Genomic DNA, 17,062 nt, shown 5'->3' with positions numbered 1-17,062 from the left:
GCTAACTGCTTATTGCGTTAAATAGAGTATTTGCTTTATCCAACTTTTAGAAACATTTTTATACGGGGTTTCTAAAAGTTGCGTAAATATTTTTTGTGATTGTTCCCATCGTTGTAATTCAAAATAACTCATTGCTTGGAGTAAAGACCAATAATCTCGATTGCTATGATGCTTATCTAAACGCTTAGTAAGTTGAATGCATTTTTCCCACTTACCTTGTTGGTAAGCAAGTAAAGCTTGAGTTGAGATCTTATCATTTTCCGAATATTTTTCTAACCAAAGTGCTGCTTTATCCGTATCCCTTGAGTTTAAGTAAGCTTGTGTAAGTAACTGCTGGTATTCTTTTTTCTTTTCCAAATTAGGGTTTTCTTCTAAAATAATAACCGCGCGGTTAGGGGCGTTATTTTTTAATAAAAGAAGCGTATAAAGTAAAATGTTATGCTCTGATAAGCGTTTTGCTTTGTAGGCACTGCCTAACGTATCGAGTGCTTTTTTTTCTTGTTTTAATTGTAAAAAAGATTGGCTGTATTGTTCCCAATATTGTTTTTTATTTGGATAATGACTGACTAAGTATTTTAATACCTGATGGCTTTCGACCTTATCTTTTCTTTTTTTATGTATATTTAATAAAAATAAATAACGGCCTTCAGTTGCCTTGTTTTTTATTGCGTTTTTTATGGCAAGTAGAGCCTTATCGAAGTTTAATTGATAATAATAGCTATAAGATTTTAGAGTATATATATCTGCAACTAAGGTATGAGAAGGGCGGTTTTTTAAAGCGTTTAAACTTGTTAACCATTGCTGAGCTTTATCAATAACCATGCTGTATTCTTGTATTTGATAATGCAGTTGTGTGGCCAAACGCAGTAATTGCGTTTTATTTTGGGATGGCTCAATGATCCCTAACATAATATCGACATAATGGCTGGCACAGGCGTAACGTTGTAAACTGATACAAGCTTGTATCAGCAGATGATAGGACATCTTCTTTGCTTTAATGTCATCTCGTTGCACTTGTTTTTCAAATAAATATAAAGCCGGTAACGTGTGTAATGCATCTTGTTGTAATTGCATTTGTAGGCGCTGATAAGTTTGATAATTTTGTGAAGTACTGGCCAGTACGCTACTGAAACTGCAATAAAAGCACACAAACAATAAACTATTTTTCCAATTCATAACGTATGGTTATCCTTTGCCATTGCGTTGATTTAGGCGCTAAGAATCGCCACCTCAGTACTGCTTTTTTGGCCGAATGAGAAAATATACCCGTCGGTTTTTCTTTAAATACCTTAATACTTTTCACTCTTCCATCTGCGTTTATATGCAAATCTAATGTTACAAATCCTTCAATGGCGTGCCGTTTAGCATAAAGAGGGTATTGAGGGGGTATTTGAAAAATGGGTTTTGCTTGTGTGATCTTATTTGTCATAAGGCTCATAGTTTGATCGCCCAGTGCACTAATATCTAGATTGATATTGTTTAAATGCAGTGCATTTTCTGTTTGTAGTAATATATTTTGTGGGAGACTCAATGTTTTTTCAAGTGCGTCGAGGGCTAAATTTAATGCAATAGGGGGGGCAGGCGCAGGCGCTGATTGAGGTGCTTGTGTTAACTTAAATAATGTCTCCAAAGGAGCTAACTCTTTTTTAGTTTGATGGGGCGAAAAAATAACGCCCATTAAAATCTGAGTTTTTTTATTTTGTATCTCGCCTGCAGAGGTAAGCCAGAGCATGAGATAGACTAAAAAAGTATTAAAGCTTAAGCTTAAAAATACCCACACTAATTTTGACGATTTGTGCTGCTCAGTTAATTTGCGTGGCAACTGCAACATTATTAACTCCTGCAATTCTAATTTTATCGATTACTTCAATCAAATTTCCACTGCTTACTTGTTTATCGACATGGATAACGACACTGAGGTTATTGCTGTTTTTTGCTTTTTGTTTTATTTTAGAGGTTAATGAAGACGCTTTAATTTGCTCTTTATCCATCCAAATAATATTTTGTTTGTCGATGCTAACCATTAAGACTAGGCTGGTGACGCTATCGCTTATTTGGCTTTGTGGTCGGTCTATTTTTATTTGATTTTGTTTTTGAAATGAAGCCGATAAGATAAAAAATATTAATAAAATAAAGACGATATCAACTAAAGGTGTCATATCAATATTAGCTTGATCGGTGAGATCATTGCTATGGCCGAAGCGCATGAGTTATCTCCAATTTAATTTTTAATTTGTGTATATATTTATTTTTTCGTTGTTGTAAATCGTGTATTAAATAAAGTCCTGAGAGCGCGGTTACTAGACCGGCTAAGGTTGTGAGTAAAGCGTGGTAAATACCGCCTGCTAAATGTAACTGTAAGTTGGTTTGTTGCATGTTTTGAAAGCTTTCAACCATGCCATCCACGGTACCGAGTAAGCCTAATAAAGGCAGTATTTTAATAAAAACACGGATCAAGGCAAAAGTATAACTGAAGTATTGATCCGCTTGATTTAGCCATGTTTGAGACAGGTGTGATTTTGACGCCTTTGACAGCGAGTTGTATTTGTTTTTTTGTGTTAAAAAATATTGGCTTATTTTATTTTTATTATTTATCAAAACCCAATAAGAGCGAATGATCAGGCACCACATTATGCTGGATATCGCAATAATGCACCAAAATAAAAAGCCAGCATTGAGTATAAAACTATTCATTTATATTTCGTAAATCATGTTGGCGAAGTACTAATAACCCTGCACTTTGTTGCTCTAATATTTCAATTAAACGAATACTTTTTGAGCGTAACAAGCAATGTAATAACAACAAGGGTATTGCCACCATTAAGCCAAGTTCTGTGGTAAGTAGCGCTTGGGATATGCCCCCCGCGAGCAATTGACTATCACTATTTCCCTGCTCCGTGATCACTCTAAACGTTTCAATCATGCCTGCGACAGTACCTAACAAGCCAAGTAACGGCGGTATACTTGCAATAACAGCAAGTGTGCTGATACCTTTTTTAATGGTAGGCACTTCTTTTAATATCGCTTCATCAAGGAGTGCATCTAAGGATAAGAGATCGCTTTTTTCAGTTGCAAGGATAACTCGGCCCAACGCGTTATTGGAGAGCGCTTTGGAGTGTTTTAATTGAAACTGTATTTTTTGTTCTTCCTGGTGTAAAGCCCACATTCTTATTGCACAAATAAGACCACCAATAATACCGAGTAATATAATAAGTACCCCCACGGTGCCCGCTGGTTTTAAACGTTCATACCAGTTAGGTGCTCGGCTTTCTTTTATTAATAATTGTCCAAAAGAGGGATCAATTTGCATTGTTGTAGTATCTATTTGCGTTGTTGGCTCTGGGGTAATTTGTTGCCATATTTTTTGACCCGGCAAAAAGGTTAACCAGTGGTATTGTTTTTGGATTTGAGAATAGGCATTAAAAGGTCCAAATTGCACTGTATATTGGCTTGTTAAGGTGCCGTTAGTCAGCACTATTTGTTGTTCATCCTGGATTATTTTACTGCTCATTAAAATTTGCTCAATCAAGGCTATCCATAATTGGCGAATGTGCAGATTATTAATGTTGCCTTTGTCTTTTTGTATGAAATTTGATCGATCATATTTCCACAGACCATAAGCTGCCGTGCGTTGCAGCATTATGTCGCCATGATCTGCCACGCTCTTAAACACTCCTTGCATACCTTCTTGTTGCGACTGATATTGCGCCCGACGTTGTTTGATTTGTGCTTGTAATTGTAAAATACGATCTTCTAATATCACATTTTCATTATTAGTACTTTTTAGTGTTTTACGGGCATTAAATAAACGCTTATTTATTTTTTTAACGTCAATATGAGCGTTATAAATTTGTGCTTTTGCTTGTTTTTGTTCAATTAAGTTGCCTTTTTTCACCTGTTCTAATATTGCATCTAGAGGGGTAGCAGGCACACTTAAGCTGTATAAAAAGAGAAGAAATCCGATATATTTGTTCATTACAGGCTCTCCATATCAAGGCGAGGAAGAGTCAGAATGTGAGGTGGGATCTCTCCGCTTGCAACTTGTTGTGCTTGCTTCAGATAAGGGATCCATTTCTTTGGTAATGGCTTCCATTTATCCTGCCATACGGCCGCTTGTTGAGCTTCAACTGAAAAATAGTAATAACCTAAGCGTCCAATTCGCACAAAAGTAACCAATTTATTTTGAAACTTACCTTGCCAGCTTTCAATGCTATAGCCATAACTCAGTTCGACTTGGTAAGCATCAAGTAATGAAAGCATTTGTTCACCTGAACTTAAGCTCGGATCTTGTAGTTTTTGTTGCAAGTTACGTAATCTAGCTTGTCGTTCGGGGAGCAAAAATGGCGTATCACTTTGAATCATTGTGCTGAGTGTTTTAAGCATTTCTTGCATTAAAGGCATTAGCATCATGCGCGTATGACGTAGTGATTTTTGTTTTTTTTGTATGCCTTGTAGGACTTCCTCTGCATGTTTAACTTGAGCGCTTAATAAGCTTTGATATTTATTTGCGAGCTGCTGTTCACGTAATATTTGTCGATATTGTCTTTGCGCAAACTGCGCTTGATCATCTAGCACATTTACTTTTTCTTGTGCGCGTTGACTCAATGCTAATCCTTCTCGCTCAGTTGCTAATACCTTTTCTATATTTTGTGCAAAGGTGTTCGGAGTGTGTAATGAAATACACAAAGAAGCGAACATCAAATACGTTTTAATCCTACAAAAAAACAAAAGAAAGTCTCCATTATCAATCATGTATATATTTATTTTATTAGTCACTTGATTCTTGATTAATTCAGAGACGTAAAATTTAAGTGTCGCAATCGTAACACTTTCTTGTAATAATGATAACCATTATCACCAAATGGTCGGTAATATTTCTTGTGACAAAGGTAAATTGTTGCAGTTTAAAAAGTAAAAGCGTATCGCCTAGAAAATGTGACAAGGAAGATACATGAAATTTATGAGGCAAAAAATGAAATACCCACTTACTATTCTTAGTGGCATACTTTGTAGTGCATATGTCGGTGCGACTGATATGCAAAATAACGTTGAAGTCGTTGTTAAAGATACAATAGAGGCCCCTCTTAGCAGTACACAAATATTAACATCAGAAGAGATAAAACAACGGCCAACAGGCGATGGCAATGTCACTGACTTATTGAAAACTAATCCTGCAGTACAATTTTCAAATAGCGCTAATAATGCGATGACACAAGGTGAAATCAAGCCAGCAGATATTTCTATTCATGGTTCAACGGCTTATCAAAACTCCTTTACGTTAGATGGCATGAATATCAATAATGACATTGATCCCGCAAGTGGCCAATTAGGCGTAACAAACAGTCAACTTTCTTCGGATGAACAAGGTTTCTATTTAGACAGCAAACTGATTGAAAGCGTGACGGTTTATGATGCGAATGTCCCTGTCGAGTTTGGTGGTTTCACCGGCGGCGTCGTTGAAGTGAAAAGTCGCCGCTGGCAAGGTGAGACGAGTGCGCATGTTTATTACCGCACTACAGACGCCAGTTGGAATAATTTATTCGTTGATGAAAAGCTTGATTTTAGCAGTAAAAATAATGATGCGAGTCGTCCTGCGCGTTTCCAACCGAAATATTCTAAAAATAGTTATGGGGTGAGTTTTGAAACGGGTATCACAGATAATTTAGGTATGATTGTTTCTCTTTCGCGTCGTTCATCTTCAATCCCAATGCAACGTGTTGGTGGAAAATCAGTTAACTTAAATGGCGATACTTTCTATGAGTTTGAAATGCAAGATAGCATGCAAACACAAACACGTACGGCCGATAATATTTTTAGTAAATTAACTTGGTACGTCTCCCCGAAAACGACGGCTGATTTAAGTGTGACCTATTCAGGCTATGATGCTGAGCTATTTATGAATGGTATCGCCAAGTCAAATTACAGTGATAAACATGATGGTTTATCAACGACGTTACAAGTGCAACATATGTTTGATTTTGCAACATTAGATGTGAGTGCTGGTTTTCAAAGCATGCAAGATAAACGCACAAGTGAACAAAACAATTTTGTTTCTTTAGTTGATTATAGCGACTGGAAAAATCCGACCTCATATTCGTCGGGAGGACCGGGCGATCTTTTGAGTAAGCAACAAAACAGCTCATTGAAAGCCAAAATTTCGTTTAATCCTGTGAAGCTTGCAGGCGTGACGCATCAAGTCGTAACCGGCGCTGAAATGACGCACAGCAATGCAAAATCGAGTCGTAAAAAAACGTACTTTAGAAATTCCTATAACGCATACATGCCGACGCCAAGTGTCGATGCTTTTTTTGCCGGAGAGAAAAAGACAAATTATACCAACATCGCGGCTTTTATCGAAGATACTCTTAAATTAGGGGATGTCACGGTACGTGCTGGTCTGCGTATTGATCGAGATGATTTTATTAAAAGAACTAATATAGCGCCTCGAGTGAGCAGTAGCTGGGACGTGTTCTCTGATAATTCGACAACATTAAGCGCGGGAGCGAGCCGTTATTACGGGCGTTCAATGCTGACTTATGCTCTGTATGAAGCGCAAAATGCGGGCTTAAAACATTGTATGATGAATTGTACTCCTAACAGTGAAAGTGCGAATGTGTGGACGAATACACCTGATTATGAAGGTATGGGTGAACTGCAAACGCCGTATAACGATGAATTAACATTGGGCGTTGCGCAAGTGATAAACAATAGTCTTTGGTCGTTGAATTATGTACATCGTTTAGGTCGCGATGAGGTGCGAGCACGTTATAAATATCCAGACGCGAATAAATACTCCGCTGAAGCTAAAATCCGCAGTTTTGATAATCAAGGTAAAACATACCATGATAGTGTCGCTTTAACCGTTGCTAACCGAGTACCTTTTGAGATAGCCCAAAGCTTAAATCAGATGAGCGCTTCAGTGGTCTGGCAGAAAACAACCAGTAATAGCCCATCTAACCAAGGCTATGCCTTCCATGATCCTTCTATGTCGTTAGACAGAACGAAGGTTTGGTACGATGGAAAAATTATTGATGCAGATGATTTGCCGAGTACAGATTTTAATGCACCGTGGCGCGTGAATTTAGAATGGACGTCGCAGTTACCTACATATGATCTTACTTTCTATAACTTATTACAATGGCAAAGTAGTCGTGAGCAAGTCACTCGTCATGAAAATGAATATGCGATAGACAGTGCAACGGGCAACCAAGTGATGAAATATGAAGCGGTTGATTTTGAGGATACTTTGCGCTGGGATGTTAAAGCGCAATGGCAACCAAAGTTTGCTTATGGTGCGAGTTTAGCGTTAGAGGTGACTAATTTACTTAATAATAAAAATGCATCAGATGCTTTTGTGAGTGGTGGAAACGTATATCGCTCTTATGAAGCGGGTCGTCAATTCTGGCTACAAGTTAGTTTTGATTATTAATCTACTAGGGGTATGAAAATACCCCTTTTCAATTAGTTAACTGAATGCAATTTTATGAAATTATTATCTCAATATTGGCAATTAGTTAAACCTTTTTGGTTCTCCGAAAAAGGTTTATCTAGTTTTTTTTTACTGCTTATCATTATTGCAATGATGGCAGGATCTGTTTGGCTTAGTGTGCAGTTTAATCAATGGAATGGTGACTTTTATAATGCGTTACAGCAATTAGATGGTAGTCAAATTTATCGTCTTTTAAGTCAATTTATTCAACTTATCATTGCGATGATCCTTTTCTCTGTCTATAGCTTTTATTTACAAAAAAAGTTGTTAATCGAGTGGCGAACATGGATGACAGGGAAATTGGTGCAATCCTGGCTATCTTCTTCGCAACATCATTATCATTTAAAACTGACTCAGGAAGAGCCAGATAACCCGGATCAGCGTATTGCTGAGGATGTTTACCTTTTAATCGATCTGTCATTAGATTTATTATTGTCGTTTTTACGATCGACTCTGACGTTGATCTCATTTGTTGCGATCTTATGGGCATTATCGGGTGATTTTAAATTTGAAATGTTTTCTATACAGTGGAGTATTCCAGGCTATATGGTATGGATGTGTTTAGTTTATACATCTTTAGGGACGATCATTACACATTGGATAGGAAAATCATTACAACAACTTAATGTTTATCAGCAAAAAAATGAGGCCAATTTTCGTGCGAGTTTAATTTCATGTCGTGAGAACAGTGAAGTTATCGCGGCCCAAAAAGGTGAGGGAGTGGAAAGACAAGATCTTAAAAACAAATTTAAGGCAGTGTCTACAAATTGGTATAAATTAATGTTAAAAGAAAGAAATTTAGGATTCTTTACGGTCGGTTATGGTCAAGTTTCCAGTTTAGCCCCCATTTTTTTTGCTTTACCACAATTTTTATCAGGCGCTATTTTATTGGGTGGATTGATGCAACTGAAAATGGCTTTTACACAAGTATCAGGCGCATTAAGTTGGTTTATTTATTCTTATCAAAACATCGCAAAATTAAGTGCAACAGTTGAAAGGCTTTCTGTTTTCACTCAAAAAATAGAGTCTATTCAGCTTCCAAATGACATTGTTAAACCATGTCATAAAGTGTATTTACAAGCGCACATAGAAATTTACCATCAAGATAAAAAACCGTTATTAAAACTGCCAGAATTATTGCTACATAGTGGTGAGTTGATGGTGATAAAAGGGCGTTCTGGACTGGGTAAATCTAGTTTGTTACGTACGCTCAGTGGCTATTGGGCGCATTATACGGGAGATATTAAACGTCAAGATTGTATTTGGATCCCGCAAAAGTTATATCTTGCACCCACATCATTAAAAGCACTACTTTGCTATCCTCAGCACACTCAAAATATTGACGATCCAACGTGTATTGAAGTATTAAACAAAGTGGGCTTATCTGAGTTGCAAAAAGAGTTGGATAAATCGATGTCATGGTCGACACGTTTGTCTGTTGGTGAGCAACAAAGGCTGATGTTTGCACGCTTATTAATTAATAAGCCGAGTTTGATCCTACTCGATGAAACAACCTCTGCATTAGATAGTGATGCGGCGGTTAATTTGCTATTAATGCTTCGTCGCTCTCTACCAGAGAGTGCTATTTTAATGGTAAGCCATCAGCGAGAGCTATGGACGCTTGCGGATCAATTTATTAATTTAGATGCATCGACAAAAATAAAAGAGGGTATAAAAACAGATCCGAGTCTTTTATTTAATCCATAATATGCTTACACAGATGATGCCAAATACCAGCCGTTTAGTGGCTGGTATTTGGCATTTTTAGCGATTTATTTCTTCTTTATAGTGACAGTCTAGTTATGTCTAAAGGCTGATCGTGGAATGCTCTTCTTGTCGTATGTGTGCCCCTGCCATAAAGCTGCTCAGTATAAACAGCTAGAGTCCGATAGAGCCCCTGACTTTTAGACTGTTATTTTTCCTTTGGTATTAACAAAGGCGCCTTTGCTATAAGCATACCTAAACAAACAACATATCATCAACAAGTAAAAGGACGTGAAATTCAAGGCGCCAGCAGAGGCTTTGCTCTGCATTACGATGCCTCGACCTGTTTGTTCGCTACGCACACTTGCAGAGTTAGGGATCGTTGATGTCATGGTGATGCTGGCGTGTTTACTTTGTGTATTTAGGGGGGTGAAGTAGACATTAAAAGTACAGGTACTTAGTGCTGAAATATACTCACAAAGACTCGAATCAAAAGAAAATTGAGGGGAGTTTTTGATATCTTCTTGGTAAGTAAATGTCGCATCATAGTGACTATTATTGCGTACCATCATTATTTTACTTTTTTGTTTACCTATTGGTTGCGCATTAAATTCAACATGTGATGTGATCGTCGCATTTTGTACATAACTGTTTATCCATTTTTTATATGTGGCGACTCGTGTGTAGATACCTGGGTAGCTGGATGCACAGCCTCTGCCTCGACTGACAATACCAATTTGTTTCCAAGTATTATTTACTTGTAGTAGTAAAGGTCCTCCACTATCACCTTGGCAAGCATCTTTGCCTTGTGTAAACGCACATATCAAGGTGTTTTCTGAACATTGTTTGGCGTACTTGAGATCAGGAAAGTCAGCTTCTGTTTTTAATGATAATTGCACTTCTTGTAATACGCGGGGGTATTTTGCAATGACGTCTTCTGCGGGGGAATATGCAACGGTTGATCCCCATCCTAGTACGGTTACTTGTCGGCCAGTATTTAACGCATTTATGGTGTTTTCAGCACTTACTCGTGAAAAATAATGAGGAAGAGGGGTATCAAAACGGATTGGTTTTTCCAATTTTAATAAAGCAATATCATTATTTTTTGTCTGCTTACTATAATCGGGGTGCAGATATAAGGCGCTAACATTGACGCCACTAGAGATAGAGGCAGATTTTGGGCTGGCGCCCCCAACAATCGCTTTTATCACATCGGTGGGATAGCGCTGGCCTTGCGAATTAACCAAGCAGTGCGCAGCGCTTAAAATCCATTGATTTGCAATTAATGATGCACCACATAAATGTTGTCCATAAACACTGATGGATACCATATAAGGCCATGCATCTTGCCTACTGTTTTCGCCATTAATAATACGTGTCGTTTCGCCTAAATTTTCGCTATTGGCATAACTTGTCATGCTTATTAGAGAGACAAAAAATAAGAAAGAAAGAGGGATTGATTTGAGCATTGAGAGCCTTACCTTTAATATTGTAAATACAGAGAGGGTTTAGACATAGGGTCTGATAGAGATGGGATTATACTTGCCAATGCGATTGATAACAATTACTATTTGAGAGTTAAAACTCTCCTAGTAATATGATCTGATCCTCTAATATGTATTCGATTTATCATTATTAGTTATCAAATGTAAATTGAAAAGGAATATTAGATGCTTCTATATCGCATCCGCATAGTCATTTGTATCCTCAGTGTTATCGGGGTTTTTGGCTGCCAAACGTCGAAAAATGTGCCATTAAAAATATCGAACGTCCTAGCACCCCGTGTTGATATTGAGCAGTATCAGTTAGAAAATGGTATGCGTATCATCCTACATAAAGGTCAGAGTGAGCGCCTTGAAATGCGCTTGTTAGTACATGCTGGCTCTTTACAAGAATCTGATTCGGAACGGGGTATTGCTCATTTTGTCGAGCATATGGCATTTAAAGGCACTAAAAACTTCCCTCAAAAAAGTATGATCCATGCACTGCAGCAACAAGGTGGCACGTTAGGTGTGCACATTAACGCGGTTACGCATTACGACAGTACTATTTATAATTTATCGTTCGCTAATGCCTCGGTGAAAAGCCTCTCTTTAGGTTTAAATATTTTAGCCGATTGGAGTCATCAGCTTAATTTTGATAGTGATGCTTTTGAGCATGAGCGTGCGATCATTATCGAAGAATGGCGTTTAAGCCAGAGTGTTGGGGGGCTGATCAATAAACGTTTAGAAAATTTTCGCTATCAAGGCAGTCGTTTCCTAAATCGAAATGTGATTGGATCGCTGGACGCTATTCGTAATGTGGCACGAGAAAATGCGATTGCTTATTATAAAAAATGGTATCAACCACAGCGTATGACTTTGATTGTTTCAGGTAAGTTTGATGCATTACAAGTACATCAAGAAATAGATAAGTTGTTTTCAGGACTTAAAAGAGGCGCGACGAGTGCAGATCCTCAGCGTTGGCAAAAATTTAGCAGTTCAAAAAAATTCCAGAGCGCATTGATTTTTGAAAAAGAAAATAGCCAACGTTTAATACAATTAACGTTACAGCAAGATTTATTGTTTGAAAGTAACACTAAACAGGGGCTTCACGCAGAGATGCTTGATAGCGTATGGCTACATATATTAGCTCAACGTTTGGCGATTTTAGTGGATAAAGGCCTTTTAAAAGGGGTTTATGTTGGGCAGAAAGGGCACTTGTTGAGTCCTTATCGTAAGCAAATCCTATTGACTGTATTGCCGTTTTCTAATGATTATTTATCAGCTTTTGAGCGAGTATCCATTGAATTAGAACGCCTTTCGCAGCAAAAAGTGAGCGCGCAAGAGCTACTTAATGCGAAGCGCGCGTTACTTGCTAACGCGCGTCAAAAAATGAGTCACATAGGATCAGATACAGACGTGGTGAGTCAATTATTACAAGCGAGTCGTTATCAATTAGCCATGCTGGACAATAAACAACAATTTAAAATATTAGATGTTTTTTTGAAAACGTTAAGTAGAGACAACATTCAACAAGCAGTACAACATATATTAAAATCTAGTCTGCATAAAGTGGCGTTAGTGGGGCCCGGTACTGATACGGGAACTATCACATCGGCAACACTCTCACATGCATGGGGAAAAATACGTTTATCTCGGTTAGCACCCTTTAATTTAACGGCGACTAAGTTGACCTTGAAGGTTAATGCGCTGGGTGCTGGAGAAATCACCAACACTAAGGAAGTGCACTTGAAGCAGGGAGTAAACAGCTTCGAATATCAATTGAGCAATGGTATTAACGTGATGCTTTTTAGTGATCCGAAATTGCAAGGTGGGAGCCAAATAAATGTGCAATTTAAAGGCGGTGCATCGCTTGAGCCTGATCCTCAAATTGGCGTCATTTCTTGGGCCAGTAGAATGGGTGAACGTTGTGGTTATGGGGAATATAGTGCCTCTCAATTAGCCCGCTGGAGTAAAAAACATAATGTGAGCGTCACACCTTATGTTGGCTTTATTACACATGGATTTCATGTAAATGCGCCATTAGGGCCGATGCAAGATGCCTTAAAATTATTGCACTTGAAACTGACACAACCGAAATTTTGTGAGCAAAAATTACAAAACATGCAAAAGGGGATGTTGCAAAGCCTTAAGCAATCATCCGTAGAAAGAAAATTTAAAGATTTAGTTAGTGCCTCTGCATTTACACATAGTGAGCGTTTAAGTGTTAATAAATTAGGTGCATGGAGGAATTTTTCTGTAAAGCAACTTGCGCAGTGGCAAGATAAAGTGTTCAGCGATACGCAACAAATGCGGGTTACAATTGTGAGTTCGCAAAGCATTGCAAACGTTAAAAAACAGATTGAAAGATGGTTAGCAAGCTTACCTCAAAAAGCTCGTCCTTTGATGCAAGTGCTACAACGAAATGTACAACCTAAATTAGGGACTGAAAGTAAACGCTTTTATATGTCGAGCAGTAATAAAGCAATGGTGGAGATCCAATACAGTCGAAAAGTGACGTGGTCGATTGCAATGCAGGTGAAAACGTCATTATTAGAGCAGATAATGAATAAACGTTTACAGTCTGCATTAAGAGACAAAGTATCGGGTACTTATGCGATTAGTATGTCACAAATGTTGGTGCGAGATCCAAGTGCGTATTATTTAGGGCGTATGTACTTTAGTTGTGATCCTACCCGCTCGGATGCCTTGGCAGAAATGGCAAATAGGGTGGTTGAAAAAATGCGAGATAAGGGCGTATCAGAGCAAGAAATGCAACAAGCTAAAAAAACATGGGTAATAGATCAAAGCCAACGTGAGCGATATAGTCAATATTGGGTCGAAGCGCTTAGTCAAGATGCATTTAGACGTCTGCCTTATCAGAATATAAGAGAGCAACGTAATATTTTACAGAAAGTGCAAGTCAGTGATTTAAATATTTTGGCCAAAGCATTGCTTGGCCAAAATAAAAAGACCTATGTATTAATGCCGACAAAAGATTAATATTATTTTTTAGTGACAGAGTGATATTTTTTGTAAAAGAATAAAAGAGTATCACGTCAATGCTATATGGACGGATCCAAGCAAAATTATAACGTTTAATCATTAAATATATGTTTTTTTATAAAAACTAAGGATTATCACGTTACAAATTGCTTAAAAATCCTTATACTATCGAGCTTTATTTCCTCAGTATCGAGAATAATGCTTTGTTTATTTATCGAGACTGAATTTAGGTTATCGCCTTAGTGTGCTACCGTATATTTTGTAAAGTGATAATATACAAAATATTATGAATATTTAACATTGGATAAAAACAAGCTATGAGTGCAATACATACTGAAAGCAGTAAAAGCTCACTGGATGGATTAAAGTGGGTTATAACAGTTTTATTATTAGTCGCTATTATTGCGGGTAATTATATTTACGGTGAAAGCGTGCATATTATTGCTCGCATCTTGATTTGTTTAGTTTTAGCTGCCTTAGCTATTTTCTCTGCCGCGATGACAGAAAAAGGGAAAACATTTATCGAGTTTGCGACTGATGCTCGTTCTGAAGTACGTAAAGTGGTTTGGCCAACACGCCAAGAAACAGTACAAACAACCTTAATAATCCTTGCTGTATCAACTATTGTCGGTTTGATATTATGGGGCTTAGACGGTATTTTTGTTCGAGTGATCGAATACATCACTACAGCAATCTAAGGATTTAATATGTCAGATGAAGTACAAAAAATGAGATGGTATGTTGTGCAAGCTTTTTCAGGTTATGAAGGGCGCGTACAAAAAACATTAATTGAGCATATTAAATTAAACGAAATGGAAGAATATTTCGGTGAAATTTTAGTTCCAACTGAAGAAGTTGTAGAAATGCGTGCCGGTCAAAAACGTAAGAGTGAACGTAAGTTCTTCCCTGGTTACGTTTTAGTGCAAATGGCAATGAATGATGCAAGTTGGCATTTAGTTAAAAATACTGACCGCGTCATGGGCTTCATTGGGGGAACAAAAGAGCGTCCAGCTCCGATTTCTCCTAAAGAAGTAGAGAACATTCTTAATCGTTTACAAGAGTCTGTTGATTCTCCTCGCCCACGTACCCTCTTTGAAGCGGGTCAAATCGTGCGTGTTGTTGACGGACCGTTCTCTGACTTTAGCGGTACTGTTGAAGAAGTGGATTACGATAAGAGTCGTTTAAAAGTATCTGTCTCTATATTCGGCCGTGCAACACCAGTCGATTTAGAGTTTTCTCAAGTTGAGAAAGATTAAAGCTTAAAAAATCAACAAAAATATCTTGAAGAAGGTGGCGAATTACAGGTATAATTCGGCACCTTTTTTATTTATGAGTAAATATACTCAGAAGTAAGAATAGGTATTTATTTTAACCGGGGAGCTTATCCTTTTGGAATGAGCGTTATACCCAAACATAGGTAATATTATCATGGCTAAAAAAGTACAAGCATATATCAAGCTGCAAGTTTCAGCTGGTATGGCTAACCCGTCACCACCAGTTGGACCAGCTCTTGGTCAACATGGTGTTAATATCATGGAATTCTGTAAAGCATTCAATGCAAAAACAGATAAAATGGAAAAAGGCGCTCCAGTACCTGTAGTAATTACAGTATACAACGATCGTTCTTTCACATTTGTGACTAAAACTCCACCTGCATCTTACTTACTTAAGAAAGCTGCTGGTATCAAGTCTGGTTCTGGCGTTCCTAACAAAGACAAAGTGGGTACAGTTACACGTGCACAACTTGAAGAAATTGTTAAAATAAAAGAAACTGATTTAACGGGTGCCGATCTTGATGCGATGGTACGTTGTATTGCGGGTTCTGCTCGTTCAATGGGCTTGGAAGTGGAGGGTTAATACAATGGCTAAATTATCTAAACGTATGAAGAACATCCGTACTAGCGTTGACGCTACTAAAGAGTACGAAATCAATGCAGCTGTTGTACTTTTACAAAAGCTAGCAACAGTTAAATTCAAAGAAAGCATAGATGTTGCAATCAACCTTGGTGTTGATTCTCGTCGTAGTGATCAAAATGTTCGTGGTGCAACAGTATTGCCACACGGTACAGGTCGTGAAGTACGCGTTGCTGTATTCACACAAGGCGCTAACGTTGAAAAAGCGAAAGCAGCTGGTGCGGATATCGTAGGTATGGAAGATCTTGCAGCTCAAATTAAAGCTGGCGAAATGAACTTCGACGTTGTTATTGCTTCTCCTGATGCAATGCGTGTTGTTGGTCAACTAGGTCAAATCTTAGGTCCTCGTGGTTTAATGCCTAACCCGAAAGTGGGTACTGTAACACCTGATGTTGCAACGGCTGTTAAAAACGCTAAATCTGGCCAAGTACGTTACCGTAACGATAAGAATGGTATTATCCATTCTACTATCGGTAAAGTTGACTTTACTGCTGAACAAATTAAAGAAAACTTAGAAGCTCTGCTTATTGCGATTAAAAAAGCAAAACCATCAGGTGCTAAAGGTCAATTCTTGAAGAAAATTGCTCTATCTACAACAATGGGTGCTGGTATTAAAATCGACCAAGCATCTCTTGATACTACGGTAGCGTAATTTTCGGTATAGATTGAATATTGCTTTTTAGTGATATTCACTCTATACAAGGTCACAAATTATCTGTATAATTTGCGGCCTTACTTTGGAGGGCCTTAGGTCCCTTCTTAGACCGTAGGGGTAAAATTTATTTTACTTAATATCCTACGTAGATGGTGCCGGACCCCAGAAAGAATTATTCTACCTGGATCCGATGACCAAATAGTGCCTCGTTATTTTCTGTTTAAGCAACGAGGGTGTTTAAGCTGGAGTTAAATCCAGTGGAATCCAGGAGTAAAACCAAATGACATTAAGACTCGAAGACAAGCAAGCTATTGTCGCTGAAGTTAATGTGGCTGCAAAAGCTGCACTGTCTGCTGTTGTTGCCAATGCACGTGGCGTAACAGTTGGTGCAATGACTGAACTTCGCGCACAAGCGCGTGCTAACAATGTATATTTACGTGTAATACGTAATACATTGGCACGTCGTGCTGTTGAAGGTACAGACTTTGCATGTCTAGTAGATACGTTTACTGGTCCTACAATCCTTGCATTCTCAAACGACCATCCGGGTGCTGCTGCGCGTCTTTTAAAAGACTTCGCTAAAGCAAACGAAACGTTTGAAGTAAAAGGGTTGGCATTTGAAGGTGAATTTATTGAAGCCGATCAAATCGACCGTTTAGCGACACTACCAACGTACGACGAAGCAATTGCAAGATTGATGGCTACCATCAAAGAAGCTGCTGCGGGCAAACTTGTACGTACACTGGCTGCATTACGCGACCAGAAAGAAGAATCTGCAGCTTAATCGCTGTCATTTATTTAATTTTTTTAAAA

The 17,062-nt window shown here is 38.1% G+C and carries 15 protein-coding genes; 8 read left to right on the top strand and 7 right to left on the bottom strand.

The genetic code is table 11. The annotated features are described in order from the left end of the window. Window positions 1–9 precede the first annotated feature (9 nt). From PCNPT3_RS12595 to PCNPT3_RS12570, 6 genes are read right to left on the bottom strand one after another with little or no spacing between them, the layout of a single operon-like run. Window positions 10–1,176 (bottom strand): tetratricopeptide repeat protein, encoded by a 1,167-nt coding sequence (locus tag PCNPT3_RS12595; RefSeq protein ID WP_015466231.1) that lies wholly within the window; start codon window positions 1,174–1,176, stop codon window positions 10–12. Beyond that, a complete protein-coding gene (locus PCNPT3_RS13620; RefSeq protein WP_015466230.1) occupies window positions 1,160–1,831 on the bottom strand; it encodes an energy transducer TonB in 672 nt (223 codons plus the stop codon). The genes PCNPT3_RS12595 and PCNPT3_RS13620 overlap by 17 nt, the downstream gene beginning before the upstream one ends. Then, window positions 1,803–2,207 carry an ExbD/TolR family protein gene (locus PCNPT3_RS12585; RefSeq protein ID WP_015466229.1) on the bottom strand — a complete coding sequence of 135 codons (405 nt, stop codon included), beginning with the start codon at window positions 2,205–2,207 and terminating at the stop codon, window positions 1,803–1,805. Before PCNPT3_RS12585 ends, PCNPT3_RS13620 begins: the two co-directional genes overlap by 29 nt. Further along, window positions 2,191–2,694 carry a MotA/TolQ/ExbB proton channel family protein gene (locus PCNPT3_RS13615; protein WP_015466228.1) on the bottom strand — a complete coding sequence of 168 codons (504 nt, stop codon included), beginning with the start codon at window positions 2,692–2,694 and terminating at the stop codon, window positions 2,191–2,193. The genes PCNPT3_RS12585 and PCNPT3_RS13615 overlap by 17 nt, the downstream gene beginning before the upstream one ends. Then, window positions 2,687–3,976, bottom strand: coding sequence for a MotA/TolQ/ExbB proton channel family protein (locus PCNPT3_RS12575; RefSeq protein WP_015466227.1), 1,290 nt, complete (start codon window positions 3,974–3,976; stop codon window positions 2,687–2,689). Before PCNPT3_RS12575 ends, PCNPT3_RS13615 begins: the two co-directional genes overlap by 8 nt. Continuing rightward, entirely contained in the window at window positions 3,976–4,698 is a 723-nt protein-coding gene (locus PCNPT3_RS12570; protein WP_015466226.1) for a DUF3450 domain-containing protein, read from the bottom strand. Before PCNPT3_RS12570 ends, PCNPT3_RS12575 begins: the two co-directional genes overlap by 1 nt. A 253-nt stretch (window positions 4,699–4,951) precedes the next feature. On the opposite strand from PCNPT3_RS12570, the gene PCNPT3_RS12565 reads away from it, so the two are divergent. Together PCNPT3_RS12565 and PCNPT3_RS12560 are read left to right on the top strand one after the other, a co-directional pair. After that, window positions 4,952–7,429 (top strand): TonB-dependent receptor plug domain-containing protein, encoded by a 2,478-nt coding sequence (locus tag PCNPT3_RS12565; protein WP_015466225.1) that lies wholly within the window; start codon window positions 4,952–4,954, stop codon window positions 7,427–7,429. Between the two features lie 54 nt (window positions 7,430–7,483). Continuing rightward, complete coding sequence (locus tag PCNPT3_RS12560) at window positions 7,484–9,196, top strand: ABC transporter ATP-binding protein/permease (RefSeq protein ID WP_015466224.1); 1,713 nt, start codon at window positions 7,484–7,486, stop codon at window positions 9,194–9,196. 197 nt (window positions 9,197–9,393) lie between these two features. Here PCNPT3_RS12560 and PCNPT3_RS12555 read toward each other — a convergent pair whose 3' ends face one another. Next, the gene (locus PCNPT3_RS12555) at window positions 9,394–10,662 is read right to left on the bottom strand and encodes a trypsin-like serine protease (RefSeq protein ID WP_015466223.1); all 1,269 of its coding nucleotides are present in this window, start codon (window positions 10,660–10,662) and stop codon (window positions 9,394–9,396) included. Between the two features lie 201 nt (window positions 10,663–10,863). Here PCNPT3_RS12555 and PCNPT3_RS12550 point away from each other — a divergent pair, with 201 nt between their 5' ends. The 6 genes from PCNPT3_RS12550 (at window position 10,864) to rplJ (ending at window position 17,033) form a co-directional block, all read left to right on the top strand. Then, complete coding sequence (locus PCNPT3_RS12550) at window positions 10,864–13,677, top strand: M16 family metallopeptidase (protein ID WP_015466222.1); 2,814 nt, start codon at window positions 10,864–10,866, stop codon at window positions 13,675–13,677. Between the two features lie 320 nt (window positions 13,678–13,997). Beyond that, window positions 13,998–14,378 carry a preprotein translocase subunit SecE gene (secE, locus tag PCNPT3_RS12545; protein ID WP_015466221.1) on the top strand — a complete coding sequence of 127 codons (381 nt, stop codon included), beginning with the start codon at window positions 13,998–14,000 and terminating at the stop codon, window positions 14,376–14,378. Window positions 14,379–14,387: 9 nt separating this feature from the next. Then, window positions 14,388–14,936 carry a transcription termination/antitermination protein NusG gene (gene nusG, locus PCNPT3_RS12540; protein ID WP_015466220.1) on the top strand — a complete coding sequence of 183 codons (549 nt, stop codon included), beginning with the start codon at window positions 14,388–14,390 and terminating at the stop codon, window positions 14,934–14,936. A gap of 172 nt (window positions 14,937–15,108) precedes the next feature. Then, a complete protein-coding gene (rplK, locus tag PCNPT3_RS12535; RefSeq protein WP_015466219.1) occupies window positions 15,109–15,537 on the top strand; it encodes a 50S ribosomal protein L11 in 429 nt (142 codons plus the stop codon). A gap of 4 nt (window positions 15,538–15,541) precedes the next feature. Then, a complete protein-coding gene (gene rplA, locus PCNPT3_RS12530; RefSeq protein ID WP_015466218.1) occupies window positions 15,542–16,246 on the top strand; it encodes a 50S ribosomal protein L1 in 705 nt (234 codons plus the stop codon). Window positions 16,247–16,529: 283 nt separating this feature from the next. Then, window positions 16,530–17,033 carry a 50S ribosomal protein L10 gene (gene rplJ / locus PCNPT3_RS12525; protein WP_015466217.1) on the top strand — a complete coding sequence of 168 codons (504 nt, stop codon included), beginning with the start codon at window positions 16,530–16,532 and terminating at the stop codon, window positions 17,031–17,033. Window positions 17,034–17,062: the final 29 nt, after the last annotated feature.

The organism is Psychromonas sp. CNPT3, from assembly GCF_000153405.2.
Classification (GTDB): Bacteria; Pseudomonadota; Gammaproteobacteria; order Enterobacterales; family Psychromonadaceae; genus Psychromonas.
Note: the sequence above shows the minus strand (reverse complement) of the source record. Positions and strands in the feature narration are given on the sequence as shown.